Origin of the sequence: Cupriavidus sp. YAF13 (assembly GCF_052113425.1) — a bacterium.
Lineage (GTDB): Bacteria > Pseudomonadota > Gammaproteobacteria > Burkholderiales > Burkholderiaceae > Cupriavidus.
Genome location: NZ_JBFRDD010000003.1, coordinates 314,715 through 333,375 on the forward strand (window position 1 = coordinate 314,715; position 18,661 = coordinate 333,375).

At 66.2% G+C, this 18,661-nt stretch carries 17 protein-coding genes; 4 read left to right on the top strand and 13 right to left on the bottom strand.

The features are described from left to right. Positions 1-17: 17 nt before the first annotated feature. From AB4061_RS04890 to AB4061_RS04900, 3 genes are all read right to left on the bottom strand, one after another. A complete protein-coding gene (locus AB4061_RS04890) occupies positions 18-2,015 on the bottom strand; it encodes a MacB family efflux pump subunit (RefSeq protein ID WP_441631407.1) in 1,998 nt (665 codons plus the stop codon). Further along, a complete protein-coding gene (macA, locus tag AB4061_RS04895) occupies positions 2,012-3,145 on the bottom strand; it encodes a macrolide transporter subunit MacA (RefSeq protein WP_441631409.1) in 1,134 nt (377 codons plus the stop codon). Before macA ends, AB4061_RS04890 begins: the two co-directional genes overlap by 4 nt. 341 nt (positions 3,146-3,486) lie before the next feature. After that, entirely contained in the window at positions 3,487-4,824 is a 1,338-nt protein-coding gene (locus tag AB4061_RS04900) for an ATP-binding protein (protein WP_441631411.1), read from the bottom strand. A 240-nt stretch (positions 4,825-5,064) separates the two neighbouring features. Here AB4061_RS04900 and AB4061_RS04905 point away from each other — a divergent pair, with 240 nt between their 5' ends. The 4 genes from AB4061_RS04905 (at position 5,065) to AB4061_RS04920 (ending at position 8,450) form a co-directional block, all read left to right on the top strand. Then, entirely contained in the window at positions 5,065-5,853 is a 789-nt protein-coding gene (locus AB4061_RS04905; protein WP_441631413.1) for a MipA/OmpV family protein, read from the top strand. 49 nt (positions 5,854-5,902) lie between these two features. Next, the gene (locus AB4061_RS04910) at positions 5,903-6,643 is read left to right on the top strand and encodes a polysaccharide deacetylase family protein (RefSeq protein WP_441631415.1); all 741 of its coding nucleotides are present in this window, start codon (positions 5,903-5,905) and stop codon (positions 6,641-6,643) included. Beyond that, positions 6,640-7,845 (top strand): glycosyltransferase family 4 protein, encoded by a 1,206-nt coding sequence (locus AB4061_RS04915; RefSeq protein WP_441631417.1) that lies wholly within the window; start codon positions 6,640-6,642, stop codon positions 7,843-7,845. Before AB4061_RS04910 ends, AB4061_RS04915 begins: the two co-directional genes overlap by 4 nt. A gap of 74 nt (positions 7,846-7,919) precedes the next feature. Then, the gene (locus AB4061_RS04920) at positions 7,920-8,450 is read left to right on the top strand and encodes a MarR family winged helix-turn-helix transcriptional regulator (protein WP_441631421.1); all 531 of its coding nucleotides are present in this window, start codon (positions 7,920-7,922) and stop codon (positions 8,448-8,450) included. A 79-nt stretch (positions 8,451-8,529) separates the two neighbouring features. Here AB4061_RS04920 and AB4061_RS04925 read toward each other — a convergent pair whose 3' ends face one another. The 10 genes from AB4061_RS04925 to AB4061_RS04970 form a co-directional block, all read right to left on the bottom strand. Beyond that, positions 8,530-9,045: an aromatic-ring-hydroxylating dioxygenase subunit beta gene (locus AB4061_RS04925; RefSeq protein ID WP_441631485.1), complete on the bottom strand. Its 516-nt coding sequence runs from the start codon at positions 9,043-9,045 to the stop codon at positions 8,530-8,532. Between the two features lie 38 nt (positions 9,046-9,083). Continuing rightward, the gene (locus tag AB4061_RS04930) at positions 9,084-10,373 is read right to left on the bottom strand and encodes an aromatic ring-hydroxylating dioxygenase subunit alpha (RefSeq protein ID WP_441631423.1); all 1,290 of its coding nucleotides are present in this window, start codon (positions 10,371-10,373) and stop codon (positions 9,084-9,086) included. A 14-nt stretch (positions 10,374-10,387) separates the two neighbouring features. Next, complete coding sequence (locus AB4061_RS04935) at positions 10,388-11,674, bottom strand: NAD(P)/FAD-dependent oxidoreductase (RefSeq protein WP_441631425.1); 1,287 nt, start codon at positions 11,672-11,674, stop codon at positions 10,388-10,390. Positions 11,675-11,683: 9 nt separating this feature from the next. Continuing rightward, on the bottom strand, positions 11,684-12,001 hold the full coding sequence (locus tag AB4061_RS04940) for a non-heme iron oxygenase ferredoxin subunit (RefSeq protein WP_441631427.1): 318 nt from the start codon (positions 11,999-12,001) through the stop codon (positions 11,684-11,686). A gap of 74 nt (positions 12,002-12,075) precedes the next feature. After that, complete coding sequence (locus AB4061_RS04945; protein ID WP_441631429.1) at positions 12,076-13,143, bottom strand: branched-chain amino acid ABC transporter permease; 1,068 nt, start codon at positions 13,141-13,143, stop codon at positions 12,076-12,078. After that, on the bottom strand, positions 13,143-14,027 hold the full coding sequence (locus AB4061_RS04950) for a branched-chain amino acid ABC transporter permease (protein WP_441631431.1): 885 nt from the start codon (positions 14,025-14,027) through the stop codon (positions 13,143-13,145). The genes AB4061_RS04945 and AB4061_RS04950 overlap by 1 nt, the downstream gene beginning before the upstream one ends. Positions 14,028-14,039: 12 nt before the next feature. After that, complete coding sequence (locus AB4061_RS04955; protein WP_441631487.1) at positions 14,040-14,795, bottom strand: ABC transporter ATP-binding protein; 756 nt, start codon at positions 14,793-14,795, stop codon at positions 14,040-14,042. Next, positions 14,795-15,571: an ABC transporter ATP-binding protein gene (locus AB4061_RS04960; RefSeq protein WP_441631433.1), complete on the bottom strand. Its 777-nt coding sequence runs from the start codon at positions 15,569-15,571 to the stop codon at positions 14,795-14,797. The genes AB4061_RS04955 and AB4061_RS04960 overlap by 1 nt, the downstream gene beginning before the upstream one ends. A gap of 46 nt (positions 15,572-15,617) precedes the next feature. Continuing rightward, entirely contained in the window at positions 15,618-16,856 is a 1,239-nt protein-coding gene (locus AB4061_RS04965) for an ABC transporter substrate-binding protein (protein WP_441631435.1), read from the bottom strand. Positions 16,857-17,022: 166 nt separating this feature from the next. Next, positions 17,023-18,627 carry an MFS transporter gene (locus AB4061_RS04970; protein WP_441631437.1) on the bottom strand — a complete coding sequence of 535 codons (1,605 nt, stop codon included), beginning with the start codon at positions 18,625-18,627 and terminating at the stop codon, positions 17,023-17,025. Positions 18,628-18,661 lie beyond the last annotated feature (34 nt).

An 18,661-nucleotide genomic window follows, 5' to 3' on the forward strand; every position in this document is an offset into this window, starting at 1 on the left:
GCGAAAGCGGACTGCGCTTATTCATGGCCAAGCGCCTCGATCGGTTGCAGGCGCGCGGCGTTGCGCGCCGGCATATAGCCGAACACCACGCCAATCAGTGTCGAACACAGGAAGGCGCCGGCAACCGCGCCCGCGGAGAACACCATCTGCCATTGTGGGATCAGCAGCGCCAGCGCCAGCCCGATCAGGTAGGCCACGGCGGTGCCGATCACCCCGCCCAGCAGGCATACCAGCACGGCCTCGGTCAGGAATTGCATCAGCACGTCGCGCTGGCGGGCGCCCACGGCCATGCGGATGCCGATCTCGCGGGTGCGCTCGGTCACCGAGACCAGCATGATGTTCATCACGCCAATGCCGCCGACCAGCAGCGAGATCACGGCGACCGCCGACAAGAACAGCGTGAGCGCCTGCCCGGTGCGTTCCATGGTCTTGACGATGCTGTCCATGTTGTAGGTAAAGAAGTCCTTCTTGCCGTGGCGCAGCGTCAGCAGGCGTTCGATGGCTTGCTGGGCCGCCGCGCTGGGCTGGCCGTCGCGGATGCGCACGGACAGCTCGTCGAAATGGGACTGGCCGAAGATGCGGCTGCCCGCGGTGGTGTAGGGCAGCCAGATATTGAGGCTGCTGCCGTTGTCGTCGAACATGGTTTTCTTCTCACGCGCCACGCCAATCACCACGCAAGGCAGGTTGCCCACCAGGATGATCTGGCCCAGCGCGCTCAAAGCATTACCGAACAGCTTGCGGCGGGTTTTTTCGTCGATCACCGCGACTTGCGCATGCCGGCGCAGCTCGTCCGGCAGGAATGCCGCGCCTTGCGTCAGGCCCAGGCCACGCACGCGGAAGAAGCTCGCGCCCACGCCATGCACGGTGGCGTTGACGTCGACGCTGCGGTACCTCAGCCGCTGGACCTTGCTGGTGATCGCAGTGGCGCTGTCCACATATGGCAGCGCGTGCAGGGCCTCGATATCGGCGGCCACCAGGGTGCGGATGCCGGTGGCGCGGTCGTCGCCAAAATCCTTGCCGGGGAAGATCTCGAGCGTGTTGGCGCCGATGGCGCGGATATCCGCCATCACGTAGCGCTTGGCGCCTTCGCCGATGGCCACGATCGACACCACGGAGGCGATGCCGATGATGATGCCAAGCATGGTCAGCGCGGTGCGCATGCGATGCGCCATCAATGCGCCCCAGGCCATGGAAAATGCCTCGCTGAAGCCCTGCCAGGCACGCGCGCGCCGCAGCGGGGATCCGGCGTTGCCGCTGGCCGGGGCTTGGGTGGCCAGCTTGGCTTGCACGGGGCTGCTGCCCGGCGCATCCTCGGCCTGCGGCGGCCGGTTGGCGCGGTCGGCCACGATGCGGCCGTCGGCGATCTCGATGATGCGCTCGGCGTTGCGCGCCAGTCCCATGTCGTGGGTGACGATGATCACGGTGTGGCCGAGCGCATGCAGCTCGCGCAGGATGGCCAGGACTTCCTTGCCGCTATGGCTGTCGAGCGCGCCCGTGGGCTCGTCCGCCAGGATCACCTGGCCGCCGTTGATCAGCGCGCGGGCAATGCTCACGCGCTGCTGCTGGCCGCCGGAGAGCTGGGAGGGGCGGTGCCCGGCGCGCTCGCCCAGGCCCAGCCGCTCCAGCAGCTGCAGGGCGCGGGCACGGCGCGCGGCGCGGTCGGTGGCGGCGTAGATGGCCGGCACTTCCACGTTGTCGGCGGCGGATAGCTGGGCCATCAGGTGGTAGCGCTGGAAGATAAAGCCGAAGCGCTCGCGGCGCAGGCGGGCCAGCGCGTCATCGTCGAGGGCCGCCACGTCCTGGCCCGCCACCAGGTAGCGGCCGGCGTTGGCCTGGTCCAGGCAGCCCAGGATGTTCATCAGCGTGGACTTGCCGGAGCCGGACGCACCGACGATGGCGACCATCTCGCCCGCGCAGATGGCCAGGCTGACCTGGCGCAGCACGGGGATGTCCTGGTCGCCGGCGCGGAAAGTGCGCTCCACATGCTGCAGCAGCAAGAGCGGGGCTTGCGTCATGGCCTGGCCTCCGCGTTGGCGGCGCCGGCATCGCCGGTGATGACGCGGTCGCCTTGCGCCAGGCCGCTCAGCACTTGCGCGTGCGCGTTGTTGCTCAGGCCGGTGCGTACCTTCACCGTCTCCACGCGCTGGTCCGGGCGCAGCACGCGCACTTCCATGCTGCCGTCCTGGCCGCGCGGCCCCAGCGCGGCCAAGGGCACCAGCAGCGTGTTCCTGGCCTCGCCCAGCATGATGGCGACCTGTGCCGTCATATCGATGCGCAGCTTGTGGCCTGGATTGGGCACGTCGAACAACGCATTGAAGAACACGGCGTTGTTGATCTTCTCCGGCGACGGCTGAATGGCCTGCAGCGACGCGTGGTAGCGGCGGTCCGGCTCGCCCATGATGGTGAAGTAGACCGCCTGCCGGTTGGCGATGCGGATCACATCGGCCTCCGACACCTGCGCCTTGACGGTCATGGAATCCAGGTTGGCCAGCTTGAGGATGGTCGGTACCTGGTAGGACGCCACCACGGTCTGGCCTTCCAGCGTGGAGAGCGCCACCACCTCGCCGTCCATCGGCGCCACGATGCGGGTGTAGCCAAGGTCGATGCGGGCGGACTCGGCCTTGATGCCGAGCTGCGCGATATCGGCGTCGAGAGCGATCAGCTCGGCCTCCAGCGAGCGTAGGTCGGCTTCGGCGATTTCAAGGTCCTGGCGCGAGGCCGCCTCCTGCGACTGCAGCTCGCGCTGGCGTTGCCAGTTCAGGCGGGCCTGGCGCAGGCGCGAGCGCTTGGCGTCACGCTGGGCCTTGCCGCTGGCCACGGCGGCATCTGCCTGGCGCAGCGCATTCTCCAGCAGCACCGGATCGATCTGGGCCAGCAACTGGCCCTGCTTGACCTTGTCGCCGAGCTTTACCTTCAGCGATTTGAGCTGGCCATTAACCTGCGCGCCGACTTCGACCTGGCGGATGGGCTGCAGTACGCCATTGGCCAGCACGGTGACTTCGAGGTCGCCGCGGGTGACGGTGGCGGTGATGTACTCGGGATGCTTGCCTGGTGTCAGGCGCCAGGCCGCTAATGCGATGATGGTAGACAGGGCGAGGACGGCGATGATCAGGCCGTGCCTGCGGCGGTTTGGGGGATGGGCCATTGGCGTTGCGGGAATCTACGGAAAAAGGATCAAGGTCAGGCAATATGCGGCGGACGTCTTGGGGAATCGGCGCAGAGGCCTATTTTTGAAATCAAAGGCAGTGGCGATGCACGACGGGATTGTGAATGGACCCGCCTGCCGCGTCTGTGGGCAATCTATCCCCGCTTGTGTGAAAGTGTGGCGAGATGTGCGGGTTTGTCTTCGCACCTGTGTTGACAGGGGTGGGGCGGTCTGGTTGGGTGAGGGCGGGCCTCGCCGGTGCGGGATTGACCAGGTGGAATTCAAGAAGCCAGTTGGGTAGGGCGACGACACATGGCTGCGAAGAAGCACGCTTCTGCCGATTAGTCTTTCCATGCCGGAGATGGCGGCCCGGGCGCCGGCGCGATTTGCCGGGCGGGCAGCGTGATCGCAAAGCGCGTGCAGCCCGCCACGCCGCCGTCCAGCGAGACCTGGCCGCCGTGGGCCAGCGCAATGCGCCGCACGATCGCCAGGTCCAGGCCGGCGCGGCTGATCGGCGATTCGCGGCCAGCCATGGCGCGGGGCAGTGGCTCGAAGATGCGGGCGCGCTCTGGCGCGGGGACGGCCGGGCCGTCGTCTTCCACCGCGAGGGTCAAGGTGCCGGCTGCATCGGTCTGCGCCACGATGATGACCTTGCACCGCGCATTGCGCAGGGCGTTGCGGCATAGCTTGAGCAGGGCCCGGGCTACCAGGCGGGGGTCGCAGAGATGGCGGGCGAACGGCCTGCTGTTGCGCACATCCAGCACCAACCCCCGATGCGCCGCGTCGCCGGCGATGACGGCGAGCACGGCATCAACCAGCTCGCCCGTGGTGACCAGCGTTGGATTGACAGGCGTGGCGCCCTGTTCCAGCTGCCCCAGTGTCAACAGTTCGGTCACCAGTTCGTCCAGCTCGCGCACATCCAGCCGCAGGGCCTCAAGGCGCCGCGCGCGCTGCAGCGGATCAGGTTGTGCATCGGCGGACTGCAACAGGGCGATGCCGAAATCCAGCCGCGTGATCGGCGTCTTGAGCTCGTGCGAGATGCCGTGGATCATGTCGCGCTGCTGCATGACGGAGGCCTCGATGCGCGACGCCATGTCGTTGAACTGGCGCGTCAACGGATAGAGATTGGCGCGCCTGGACAAATGCGCGCGGGCGGCAAGGTTGCCGCGGCCGAACTGCCTGGCCGCCTCGCGCAGGGCGTTGAGTTCGCGCCAGTGATAAAGGAGCCAGCCAATCACGGCGAGCAGCGTGGCGGATGCGACCAGCGTGTAGGCGATCAACTCGATCTTGGCCTGGCTCGCATTTCTTTGGCTGATATGCAGGACCTGGCCGTTGCGCAAGGGCAGGTAGGCATCGTCGCCGTCATCGCCAAACACCATCTTGTCGTCGCGCAGGTCGCGCAGGCGGCGCTCGCCCAGATGCGCCACGGCATGCATGCCGACCACGGCGAAGCCCTCTCTCGCGTTGCGCCGCAACGTCTGCAGCGCGGCCTCGCGCGCGGCGCCCGGGTGGCGCTCCAGGTAGCCGGTGAGCAAGAAGGCATAGCTTCCAACCTCTTTGCGCTCGCTCTCGCTGAGTTGCTGGTGGTACGCGGGGATGAGTACGTGGTCGATTGCGGCAAGCGCAGCAAACACGCCCAGGTTGAGCACGAGGAAAAGCTTGAACAGGGATCGGAACATCTTGGCTTGTCTCCTTCGCGCTTTGGCGGCGGGCGGAAGGATCTCGTCAGGTGGATCGCATTGGTCTTGCCCGGCCAATGCGAAGCGATTCTAGCGGCCAACGATTGGCCGGAAGCAGCGAAAGTCAACTCAAGACAATTGCGCACAATTACGCACAGTTTCGCGTCACTTTCCAACAGACACCGATGGGCCCTGTCCCTAGACTCTGGGGCTTGATCCAAGGGGGCTTAGGTGAATCGCATGTTGAGAAGAAGGTTCGAGAGATCGATGTGGGCCGGCGCCATTCTGGCCAGCGGCCTTGGTTGCGCCAGTGCGCATGCCGACAATGTCTACACCGTCGGGCTGGGCCTTGGCGCCGCGCCGCGCTATGAGGGCAGCAACGAGTACCGGCTGATCGGCGGCCCGCTGTTCAGCGCGGAGTTCGGCAATGGTTTTTTTATCAGCCCGCTGCGCGGCGGCGCCGGCTACGGCCACACATTCTCCAACGGCATGTTTGCATCGTTTGGCCTTGACTACGACCTGGGGCGTACCGACAGCAAACGCTTCGACCTGCCGGGCTCCGATCACCTGAAAGGCATGGGGCGGATCCCGGGTTCCCTGGTGGGGGCGTTGCAGGTCGGCATGCCGGTGTATGGCGGCGCGGTACTCAGCGTGACGCTCGACGCGCCGATGACCAAGCGCGACCGTGGCCTGAGCGGCCATATCGACCTGTCCGTGCCGGTGTACAAGGCCGGCAAGCACCTGGTCAGCGTCAGCCCCAGCCTGCATTTCGGCTCGCGCAAATACACCCAGACCTTCTTCGGCGTGACCGATGCGCAAGCCGCGAACAGCCAGTTCCGCCCCTACACCACCAAGGCCGGATTCGACCGCGCCAGCGTGGCGGTGTCCTGGGAATACGAGATCTCGCGCTCCTGGTCGGTAAACAGCACGGTGGCCGTGACCCGCTTGCTGGGTGACAGCGCCAACAGCCCGATCGTGCAGTCGAAACAGTCGTTCGTTGGCCTGACCGCGCTCAAGTACCGCTTCTAGCCGCGCCGGCTGCGCAGCTTTGCCTTGCTCCTGTTCGCCGAAGGAAGACATGACACCGCGAATCCCCATCCTGATGTATCACCAGATCGATGCGCCGCCGCCGCGCGGCACACCGATGCGCAGCCTTGTGGTGGCCGCGCGCGATTTCTCCTGGCAGATGCGCCTGCTCCGGCTGATGGGCTATCGCGGCCTGGCCTTGCGCGACCTGCTGCCTTACCTGCGCGGCGAGCAGGCCGGCAAGGTGGTGGGCATCACGCTGGACGACGGCTACCGGAACAACCTGGAGCATGCGCTGCCGGTGCTGCAGCGTTGCGGGTTCAGCGCAACCTGCTATGCGGTCAGCAGCCTGGTCGGCAGGACCAATGCCTGGGACACGGCCATTGGCGTGCCAGAGGCGCCGCTGATGACCGTGCAGGAACTGCGCAGCTGGACCCGTGCGGGCATGGAAGTCGGCGCGCATACGCGTACCCATGTGGACCTGACCAGGATGGATGGCGATGCCGCGCGCGACCAGATCGCGGGCAGCAAGCTCGCGCTGCAAGATGCGCTGGGCGTGCCGGTCCGGCACTTCTGCTATCCGTATGGCGCGTTCAATCAACCCGTCGCCGAGCTGGTGCGGGAAGCCGGCTATCACAGTGCCGTGACCACGCAGCGCGGCCGCGCCGCGACCGGCGGCAACCTGTTCGGCCTGCCGCGCGTGCTGGTCGCGCGGAGCTCGCATGCCGGACATTTTTTGCTGAAGCTGGCGACTGCCTATGAAGATCGCCGCGGCATGGAGGTAGTGTCATGATGCACGCTGACCGAGGCGCGGCGCTGTCCGCCAACCAGTTGCGGGTGCTGGTGCTGAATTCCCGGATGGATGGCGGCGGCGTGGATTCGCACACGCTGTCGCTGTGCCGGGCCCTGCGGCTGCAGGATTGCGTGGTGAGCCTGGCCGCACCGGCGCGCGCACGCTGGATCGATGCGGCGCAAGCCATGCCCGGCATCCAGGTGCTTGCGCTGGATGCCGGGCGCGTGGTCTGGCCGCTGGTGCTGGCACGCTATATCCGCGAGCAGCGCATCGACGTCATCCACGCGCATCACGGGCGCGATTACTGGGTGGCGGTCGCGGCCTGGATGCTGTCTGGCCGAACCGCATCGGTGGTGGTGACGCGCCACCTGATGACCCAGCTCAAGGCGCGCACGCGCCGCTACCTGGCGGCGTTCTCCAACGTGATCGCGGTGTCCGATGCGGTGCAGGAGTCGCTGCGCCGGGTCGATCCGGAGCGCGCCTTGCGGCTGCGGCGGATCTACTGCGGGATCGACACCGAGCGCTTTCGCCGCATCGCCATGCGCGGCTATCGCGTGCGCGAGGCCCTTGGGCTGCCGCAGGACGCATGGGTCTACGCCATGATCGGCGGGGCGCAACGGCCTGACGGCAAGGGGCAGTTCTACTTCGTCAATGCTGCCGCGCAGGTGCGGGCGCGGCACCCGCACGCGCATTTCCTCTGCGTCGGCGACGGCGACCTGATCCCGCAGTTGCGCCAGGAGGCGCAGGCGCTGGGTTTGGCCGGGTGCATCCATTTCCTGCCGTTCGAGCATGATGTGGCGTCGCTGCTGCAGGCGATCGATGTGCTGGTACATCCGGCCGTAGGCAGCGAGGCGCTGGGGCTGGTGATACTGGAGGCACTGAGCTGCAGCAAGCCAGTGATTGCCACTGCGTTGGACGGGATACCCGAGACCTTTCTCGATGGCGCCCACGGCGTGCTGGTTCCGCCGCGCGACGCGCATGCCCTGGCGCAGGCCATGTGCCAGCTGGCGGCGGACCCCGGGCGCGCGGCCCGCATGGGTCTGCGCGGGCGCGGCTGGGTGGAGGCGAACTTCTCGCTGGCTTCGCTCGGGCGCGAAACGGTGCAGCTGTACCGGGATTGCATGGCGGCGGCGCGGCACCGGGACCGGGCAAGCATCGCGCAAAGCGGGCAGGCTGCGCCGGCCGCGTCGGAGCGGAGCTGAAACGGTGCGTTTCGGCACCAGGGTGGGGACAGTCGACTATACTTGTCAGCATGCTAACGAGTTTGGTGAGTTGAATGTCCTCTGCAAAACGTCAAACGACGCGCTTGGCTCCTCCAGTCGAGGATCCGGCGCCGTCCGAAGCGGACCCGGCCAAGGAGCTTCTGTGGGCGCGGCCCGGCTTCCTGGTGCGTCGCCTGCACCAGATCCACGTGGCCATGTTTTTCGAGGAATGCAAGTCTCCCAGCATCACGCCGGTGCAGTACGCCATCCTGACGGTATTGTCCGTGTTGCCCGGGCTGGACCAGACTGCGCTGGGGCAGGAAGTCGGCTTTGACCGCACCACCACCGCCGACGTGGTGCGCCGGCTGGAAGAACGTGGCCTGGTCGAGCGCAAGGACAATCCGGCCGACCGCCGCACGCGCCACGTGCACCTGACCAAGGAAGGGCAGACCGTGGTGGCGTCGCTGCGCGCCGACATGGAGCGTGCGCAGGAGCGCATGCTGGCGCCGTTGCGCCCGGCGCAGCGCAAGGTGTTCATGGACTTGCTGTCGACACTGGTCGAGGCTAACAACGACTACAGCCGCACCGTGTTGCGCATCATGTAGCGGCAGCGCGCCGGCATGGCGCCGGCGCCTGGGCTATACCTATACCTATATCTATACCTATACCTATACCTATACCCGCTCAGACCGGATACACGAGGTCGTTGGCGATGATGGTGGTGTCGTACACGACCTGGCGCTCGGCCAGCAGCAGCTTGCCCTCGATGCGGGCGAAGCGGTCGTGATAAGTGCCCGCCATGTGGATGGTGGTGGGGCCTTCGACCAGCGTTTGCAGCAGCAGGAAGCAGGCCTGCGCCTGGATCTCGCCAGACTCGCTTTCATCGGTGACGCGCGTATTGGTGACGAGATGCAGCATATAGCGCGGCGCGAACATCTGGGTGCGCGCGATCGCCACCGCCCGGTCGTGCATCATGCCGCGGCCTTCGGCATACACCAGGCCCACCGGCAGCCCGAGTTCCACGTTCTCCCGCGCCGTGACGCGGTAGATGCAATCCTCGGTAAAGAACTCGGGCCACGTTTCCACCATGCCGGCATCGAGCACGGCGCAGTATTCGCTGTGGAAGGCATCAATCTCCATGCGCAGCGCTTGCGCGCGCGCGGGGGCCAGCTTGCAGGGGCGAAAGAGGCTATGCGCCATCGGGGTCATGGTTGGTGCGATCGTCAGTGTCATGCTGTTCAGAACCCCATCACGCTACGATAGTATTGGTACATGGCGCGGATCGCGGACTCCGAGATCAGCGAGTTGGCGGTGCCGACGTGTCCGGGGTCGAGCTTCAGCACATTGCGGTCGGTGCTGGAGCGGCGCACGCCCTCCTGCACGAACTTCATCGCCTCGTTGTCTTCCAGGCCAAGGAAGCCGGCGGGGCCCATCAGGTTGCCCTGGCGCAGGCGGTGCCGCGTCATTTCCTCGGTGTCGTCCTCATAGCCGAACATGGTCCACTGCATCAGCATGCTGTCCGGGCCGTTTGGCACGATCTGGCGCACGCCCAGCGTGTTCATCTCGCGCTGCACGATCAGGTTCGGCCAGATAGTCTGCATGGTGACCGACCACGGCGAATCGAATTCCTTGATGTATTCCAGGAAGCGGTCGTCCTGCAGGCGCATGCCTTCGTGGTAGGAGCGCATTTCCTTCTTGTTCTCGTCGCTCACCGCCGCGTACTTGTCTTCCTTCTTGGCCGAGGCCATGGTGCCGTGGCGGCCGTGCACCGGGTCCGCGATCATGGCCGAGTCGTTGCCAGCGACCAGCAGGCCGAACACCACCAGGAAGGAGTGCAGCAGCGTGGCGTGGTACGGGTCCTTCAGGTTCTCGTGGTACATCTTCCAGTTGCAGGGCAACTCGTTCTTGTAGTACCCGAGGATCTTGAGCGGCTTGCCGTTGAACACCACGTCGAAATCCTTGAGGATTTCCGGCGTCATATACACGTCCAGCGGCTCCATGTCGCTGGCGTACGAGGCGAAGACCACCCCGTTGCGCGTGGCCACGTTCAGCTTCACCAGGCCATGGTCTTCGTTGCGGAAGTCCTTGGGCATGCCGCCGGCCCGGTTCACGCCGCGCTTGAACGGCACGCCCTGCAGGTTGCCCTTCAGGTCGTAGGACCACTGGTGATACGGGCAGACGAACTCCTTGGCGTTGCCCTGGCCATGCCGGCAGAACTCCGCGCCGCGGTGTGCGCAGCGGTTCTCGAAGACATTGACGGAGCCGTCTTCCGCGCGCGCCACGACAACGGGCGTCGGTCCAACGTAAGAGCGCTTGAAGTCGCCCGAGTTGGGGATCTCGGCCTCCAGCGCGACAAAATTCCACGAGCGGCCGCGGAAGATCTTCTCCAGTTCCAGGTCGTACACGGCATTGCTGGTGTACACCCAGTCCGGGATGAAATGCAGGGCGTCTTCCGGCCACTGGCAGGCGGCCAGTTCGGCATCCTTGGCACGCGGCGTGCGGTTGATGACCGCATGGGTCTGGTACATGTTTCGTTCCTCGTTCAGGATGGGGTTTCGCTCGCGCCGACTGCGGCGGCTTCGCGCGCCGCCTGCTTCAAGGGCAGGGCGGTGTCGCACAGCAAGCGGATATCGCAGGCGGTGCCTTGTTCGATCAGGTTGCGGAGCTGGCGCAGGTCGCCGCCGGCATTGACGGCGATGGCGTGGCGCAGTTGCGCGCCGGCCATGCCTAGCATCAGGAATTTGGGGGGCTTGTCGCTGTCGGGTGCCTCGGTGCTGCCGCGCAGCGTGTAGCGCAGCGCTGGGTCCACGGCGCCCAGCATCTGGATATTGCAGCCGAGCTGGTCGGTCCAGAACCAGGGCACGGCGGCCGGGGCCGTCTGCACGCTGAGCATGGCCGCCGCGGCGATGCGGGCCTGCTCATTGGCGTTCTGCCACGACTCCAGGCGCATCTCCTGGCCAAACAACGGCTGGTATTGGCTGGTGCAATCGCCGGCAGCAAACACACCCGGCGCGCTGGTGCGGCAGTGCGCGTCGACCTGGATGCCGCCGTTGCCCGGGTGGAGCGCAAGCCCGGCCGCTTCTGCCAGGCCCACATTGGGGTGCAGCCCGATGGCCACCACCACCAGCGGCGCGCGCAGGGCGGTGCCGTCCGCCAGCGTGATGGCAACCTCGTCCACAGCCGGCGGGATCGACGCGATCTCGCAGCCCAGGCGCAGATCGATGCCGAGGCCGCGCACGCGCTGCGCCAGCCAGTCCGAAAACACGCGCGGCACGGCGCGCTGCAGCAGCAGCGGCGCGGCCTCGACCACCGTCACCGCCAGCCCCATGGCGCGGGCGGTGGACGCGGTTTCCAGCCCAAGGAAGCCGCCGCCGATCACCAGCACCGCGCGCTCGCGGCGCAGCGCGGCCCGCAAGCCGTGCGCATCGGCGAGCGAGCGCAGGTAGTGCACCCGGGGCTGTCCCGCGGGCAGGGCGGGCAAGGTGCGGGCGCGCCCGCCGGTGGCCAGCAGGCAGCGGCTGAAGGCAAACACCTGGCCATCGGCGCAATGCGCCGTGGCGCTGGCGGGATCGAGCGACGTCACTGTGGTGCCCAGGCGCAGGTCGATGCCTTGCTCCGCATAGAAGCCCGCCGCGTGCACGCCGATGCGCTCGTCTTGCTGCTCGTCAGCCAGCACGGCCTTGGACAGCGGCGGGCGCTCATACGGTGCATGGGCCTCGCCGCCGACCATGACGATGCCGCCGTCATGGCCCAGCGCGCGCAGCGCGGCGGCGGCAGTTGCGCCAGCCTGGCCGGCGCCGATGATCAGGATGGGGGCGTCTTGTGGCATGGCCGGCGCTCAGGCGGTGGCCATGACATCGACCAGGACATCGCTGTCCACGATCTTGACCGGGTAGACCTTGATGCCCTGGGTGGCGGGCGCGCACATGGCCTGCCCGGTGCGGATATCGAAGCGCGCCTGGTGCAGCGGGCATTCGATGCAGCCGTCCTCCAGGTAGCCGTCGGACAGCAGCGCGTACTGGTGCGTGCAGATGTTGTCGGTGACGAAGTACTCCCCTTCGCTGCGGTACAGGGCCAGCTGCGCGTCGCCAAGCGTGAGCGGCATCACTTCATCGTCCTGAAGCTGGCCGGTGGTGGCGATCTTGGTCCAAGCCATGATGCATCTCCTTTGATCAGTATGCTGAGTAATAATTATCAGTGTACTGATTTAAATTGTCGACTGAATCAGCGTTAACCCTTGGGCGTGGCCGAAGCGGCCGAGGCGGCGGAATGGCCGTGCAAGGGCGTGGCGGCGCTGGCCGGGGCAGGGCGCGCCAGTGCGGCCCGGCGCTCCAGCAGGGTCTGCACTTCGCCCATGATGCCGCGGCGGAAGGTCAGCACGCAGACCACGAAGATCAGGCCCGTGACCATGCTGACCGACTCGCCCAGCGTGTTGAACCAGTCCACGCCCGTCATCGCGGCCAGGCTGCTGCCGGCGTCCCCCAGCTTGTTCTCGACCGCGACAATCACCAGCGCGCCCAGGATCGGCCCGGACAAGGTGCCCATGCCGCCCACCAGCGTCATCAGGATGACCGATCCGGACATGGCCCAGTGCACGTCGGTCAACGTGGCAAAGCCGAGCACCAGCGTCTTCAATGCGCCTGCCAGTCCCGCCAGCGCGGACGACAGCACAAAGGCCAGCAGCTTGAACCTGTCCGTGTCATAGCCCAGCGAGATGGCGCGCGGCTCGTTTTCCTTGATGGCCCGCAGCACCTGACCGAAGGGCGAGTTGACCACGCGCGCGATCAGCAGCAGTGCGGCGCCGACCACGATGGCCGCCACGTAGTACATCGTCAGGTCGCCCTCCAGCGAGAGCAGCCCGAACAGGCTGCCGCGCGGCACCGCCTGCAAGCCGTCCTCGCCGCCCGTTACCGGGGCCTGCAGGCAGAAGAAGTAGAACATCTGCGCCAGCGCCAGCGTCACCATCGCAAAGTAGATGCCCTGGCGGCGGATCGCCAGCGCGCCAAAGGCCAGGCCGAGCAGCGCGCCGAACGCCGTGCCGGCCAGCAGCCCGAGCTCTGGTGTGGCGTGCAGGGATTTCATCACGTAGCCGCAGGCGTAGGCCGCGCCGCCAAAGAAGGCGGCGTGGCCAAAGGACAGCAGTCCGGTAAAGCCCAGCAGCAGGTTGAAGGCGCAGGCAAACAGGGCGAAGCACATCAGCTTCATCGCCAGCACCGGGTAGGCGCCGAAGAAGGGTGCCAGCGCGACGGCCGCCATCAGCAAGGCGCCGGGCAGTCTTGCGCGAGAATCAAAGGTCATTATTTTTCCTTTCCGAACAGGCCGGCGGGGCGCACCATCAACACGCACACCATGGCCACGAAGACGACGGTTGCCGAGGCTTCCGGGTAGAACACCTTGGTCATGCCTTCGAACACGCCCAGGCCCAGTCCGGTAAAGATGGAGCCGAGGATCGAGCCCATGCCGCCGATCACCACCACGGCGAACACGGTGATGATCAGGTTCTGGCCCATCAGCGGCGAGATCTGCATCACGGGCGCGGCCAGCACCCCGGCAAAGGCGGCCAGCCCCACGCCGAAGGCGTAAGTCAGCGTCACCAGCAACGGCACGTTGATGCCGAATGCTTCCACCATGCGCGGGTTCTCCGTGCCGGCGCGCAGGTAGGCGCCAAGCCGTGTTTTCTCGATGACGTACCAGGTGGCGAAGCACACCACCAGCGAGGCCGCCACCACCCAGGCGCGGTAGTTGGGCAGCATCATGAAGCCCACGCTGGTGGCGCCCGTCAGCGCCTCGGGCGTGGCGTAGGACAGGCCGGAGACGCCATACACCGAGCGCAGCAGACCTTCGATCAGCAGGCAGATGCCCAGCGTCAGCAGCAGGCCATAAAGATGATCGAAGCGATAGAGCCGGCGCAGCATGGTGCGCTCCAGCACCACGCCCAGCACGCCGGTGACGAGCGGGGCGAGGAGCAGCATCAGCCAGTAGTTCAGCCCCAGGTAGGCGAGGCCCATCCAGGCCAGCACGGCGCCCAGCATGAACAGGGCGCCATGGGCAAAGTTGATGACGTTGAGCAGGCCAAAGATGACTGCCAGCCCGAGGCTCAGGATGGCGTAGAACGAGCCGTTGACGAGCCCGAGCAGCAACTGGCTCAGCAGGGCGGGCATGGGTATGCCAAAAAATTCCATGAGGATGGTTCCTTACACGCCAAGCAGGGCGTTCAGCGTGGGCATCTTGCGCGCGAGCGCGCCGGCGTCGAAGCACTCCACCATGCGGCCGTGCTCCATCACGTAGAAGCGGTCGGCGAGTGGCGCGGCGAAGCGGAAGTTCTGCTCCACCATGACGATGGTGTAGCCGCGTTTCTTGAGCGTGGTGATCATTCTGGCGAGGGTCTGGACGATGACGGGGGCCAGGCCTTCGGAGATTTCATCGAGCAGCAGCACGCTCGCGCGGGTGCGCAGGATGCGGGCGACGGCCAGCATCTGCTGCTCGCCGCCCGACATGCGCGTGCCCTGGCTCTTGCGGCGTTCCCACAGGTTGGGGAACATCTCGTAGATCTCGTCCAGCGGCATCGGCTCGCGGCCTGGCGTTGCAACGTCAGCCTTGAACACCGGCGGCAGCATCAGGTTTTCCTCGCACGACAGGCTGGAGAAGATCGCGCGTTCCTCCGGGCAATAGCCCAGGCCCAGCGGCGCGATGCGGTGCGTCTTCATGCCGATGGTCTCGGTGCCGTTGACGCGGATCGATCCCTTGCGGGCGCCAACCAGCCCCATGATGGCGCGCATGGTGGTGGTGCGGCCCGCGCCGTTGCGGCCCAGCACGGTGACGACCTCGCCCGGGTTGACGCTCAGGTCCACGCCGTGAAGGATGTGGGATTCGCCGTACCAGGCGTGCAGGTCCTGGATCTGCAGGGCAGGGGTGGGTTGGCTCGTGGATTGGTTCGTGGGCTGGCTCATCATGCGGCCTCCGTCAGTGCGGCATCGGCCGTGCCCATGTACGCCTCCATCACCTGCGGGTTGCGCGTCATTTCCTCGTACGGCCCCTCCGCCAGGATGGCACCGCGCTGGAGCACCGTGATGCGCTCGGCGATGGACGACACCACGCTCATATTGTGTTCCACCATCAGCACGGTGCGTCCCGCGGAAACTTGCTTGATCAAGGCGGTCACTACCTCCACATCCTCGTGCCCCATGCCTTGCGTGGGCTCGTCGAGCAGCATCAGCTCGGGGTCCATGGCCAGCGTGGTGGCGATCTCCAGCGCACGCTTGCGGCCATAGGCCAGCTCGGCGGTCGGCAGGTCGGCAAAGCCTTCCAGGCCGACGGCCTTGAGCAGCGAGACCGCGCGGTCGTTGAGCTCGTCCAGCGAGCGCTTGCTCTTCCAGAAGTGATAGGCGGTGCCGAGCTTGCGCTGCAGCGCCACCCGCACGTTCTCCATCACGGTGAGCTGGGGGAACACCGCCGAGATCTGGAAGGACCGGATCACGCCCTTGCGGGCGATCTGGGCGGGGCGCGCCCGCGTGATGTCCTCGCCGTTGAACAGGATGGTCCCGGCGGAGGGCGCATGGAACTTCGTCAGCAGGTTGAAGCACGTGGTCTTGCCGGCGCCATTGGGCCCGATCAGGGCGTGGATGGCGCCGCGCCGAACGCGCAGGTCGACCTGGCTGACGGCGGTGAAGCCCTTGAACTCCTTGGTGAGCCCCCGGGTTTCAAGGATGACGTCAGGCTGGCTCATGCGTGCTCCGCTTTTGGGTCTTGGCAGGTCGGTTCTGCATCGCGGCTCACTTCTTCACCAGTGCGCATTCGCTGGCGGACAGCGGGCGGAATGCCGAGTCGCCGGGGATGGTGCCGATGTACTTGACCAGGTCCCACGGGCCCTTCGACTCCGCCGGCGTCTTGGCCTGCGCCAGGTACATGTCATGCACCATGCGGCCATCCACGCGCACCTTGCCGGCGTGCACGAAGTCGTCGTTGACGGCGAGGGCGCGCATCTTTTCCGCCACCGCCGGGCCCTCCACCGTCCTGGCCGCCTCAACCGCCTTCAGGTAGTGCAGCACACCGGAATACACGCCGATCTGCCCGTGCGTCGGGTAAGCCTTGTGCTTGGCGTAGAAGCGCTCCACGAAGGCCTTCGACCTGGCGTCGAGGTCGAGCTTGAACGGGTCCACATAGGTCAGGCCCTGCGCCACGCTCGGGCCCAGGCTCTTCAGGTCGGTGATGAAGGTCGACGGCGTGATCACGGTCTGTCCGCCCTTGATCAGGCCGAACTCGCCCGCGGCCTTGACGCCGTTGATCATGTCGTTGCCGGCGTTGGCCAGCACCACCACCTTGGCCTTGGACGCGGAGGCCGCCACGATGGGGCTGCTGAAATCGCTGGCATTAAGCGGATGCTTGGTGCTGCCCACGTTCTTGCCGCCGCTGGCTTCCACCTCCTTGCGGAAATCCGATTCCAGCGACTGGCCCAGCGCGTAGTCCACGGTGATGTAGTACCAGCTGTTCTTGCCGTCGGCGATCAGCCGCTTGACCAGCGGCGCCGACACCGAATACGTATCCCAGCCCCAGTGAAAGCCGGTGGGCGAGCAGTTCTGGTTGGTCAGCGCCATGGCGCCGCCAGTGGAGACGATATTGATCTTCTGCTTTTGCCTGGCGATTTCCTGCACCGCCAGCGCAGTGGAGGAGTTGGGGAAATCGATCACCATGTCCACGCCATCGGTGTCGAACCAGCGGCGCGCCAGCGACGAGGCGATGTCCGCCTTGTTCTGGTGGTCGCCGGAGAGCACCGTGACCGGCTTGCCGAGCGCCTTGCCGCCGAACTCTTCCACGGCCATCTGCGCCGCGAGCACCGAGCCGCGGCCCGAGAGATCGGCGTAGGAGCCGGACATGTCGGTGATCACGCCAACCTTGACGCCGTTGGCATCCGCCAGCGCGGCGGTGCTGCATAGCAGGGCGATCAGGGCGGGTATCAGGGCAGGAATCGGGGCAGGAATCGGGGTACGGCGTGCGTTGTGCAGAGACTTCATGGGGGCGCTCCAGACAGGGTGAATGGGATTCAGGAACCGGGGTAAAGAACAGGGTGGCTTCGTCTTGGTGCAGCGATCAGTATGCTGACTATTAACTGCAGTGTACTGAGCAAATTTCGAGCCAGAGGACGAAGCCGGGGTACAGGGGTACAGGGGTGCGGGGGGATCAGGTATCCAGGTCGCGGCCACGGGTCTCGGGCACGAACACCATGCCGACGACAAAGGCGATGGCGGCGATCGAGACCGGATACCAGAGGCCGAAGTACACATTGCCGCTGGACACGTTCATCGCCGTCACGACGAACGACAGCATGCCGCCCACCCAGCCCGCACCCAGGTGGAAGGGCAGGGACAGCGACGTGTAGCGGATGCGCGCCGGGAACAGCTCGACCATGAACGCCGCCAGTGGGCCGTACACCATGGCGAGCAAGAGGATGGGGATCAGCAGCATCAGGAACAGCATCGGGCGGTTGATGGCAGCCGGGTCCGCGTGCTCCGGCCAGCCGGCGGCCACCAGCGCCTCTTTGATCGCCGCTTTGTCAAAGCCCTGCAGTGCGGTGTCGCCGATGCGCAGAGCGGGTTGCGCGCGGCCATCAGTCGGCGTGAATTCGTAGCCGACGCCAAGATCCGTCAGGTAGCCCTTGACCTTGTCGCACGCCGATACCGGCTCGGCAAACAGGCGGAAGTGGCAATCGCCGGCGCGCAGCTGCACCGTGTTGCGCTGCTGGAACTGTTCCAGCGCCGGGTTGGCGTAGTGCGTCAGCGCCCTGAAGATGGGCTGGGTGGCCAGCGCCGCCAGCAGGCAGGCGGCCATCATGATGTGCTTGCGCCCGATCCGGTCCGACAGCCAGCCGAAGAACAGGTAGCAGGGCGTGGCGATCACCAGCGCGATGCCGATCAGCAGGTGCACCAGCTCCAGTGGCACGTGCAGCGTCTTGTTGACGAAGAACATCGTGTAGAAATGCCCGGTGCCGAAGATGGCGCCGAGCCCGGATGCCACCACGAACAGCAGCAGCACGTACTTCAGGTTGGCCCAGTTCGTGAAGCTGTCCAGGATGGGGGATTTCGACGTGGCATTGCCAGCTTTCATGCGCGCGAAGATCGGCGATTCATGCAGCTTGCCGCGAATGTAGACCGACACCACCAGCATCAGGAACGAGACCAGGAACGGCAAGCGCCAGCCCCATTCGCGGAACTGCGTCTCGGTGAGGAACGTCTTGAGCAGGTACACCACCAGCAGCGACGAGAGCAGGCCGAGCGTGGCCGTGGTCTGCAGGGAGCTGGTGTAGAGCCCGCGTTTTTCCACCGGAGAATGCTCGGCGACGTAGGTCACCGCGCCACCCACTTCGCCGCCCAGGGCCAGCCCCTGCAGCAGGCGCAGCACCACCAGCAAGATGGTGGCGGTGATGCCGATCCGGCCATAGGTGGGCAACAATCCGACGCCCACCGTGGCGATCCCCATGAGCAGGATCGTCACCAGGAAGGTGTGCTTCCGGCCGATCTTGTCGCCCAGCCGGCCAAACAGCAACGCCCCGATCGGGCGCACCAGGAAGCCCGCGCCGAAGGTGGCCAGGCTGGCGAGGAACGCCGTGGTCTCGTTGCCGGGCGGGAAGAACAATGCACCAAAGTAGACCGCCAGCGCCGCGTAGATATAAAAGTCGTACCACTCCATCAGCGCCCCGAAAGACGACGCAAGGATCACCTTGCGTTCTTCCTTTGTCATGCCCTGCTTGCGCACGGCGGCACCGTCATTGGCCAGGCTGATCGTCATGGTCGTTTCTCTCCGGGGGCAGGTCAGCCTGCCC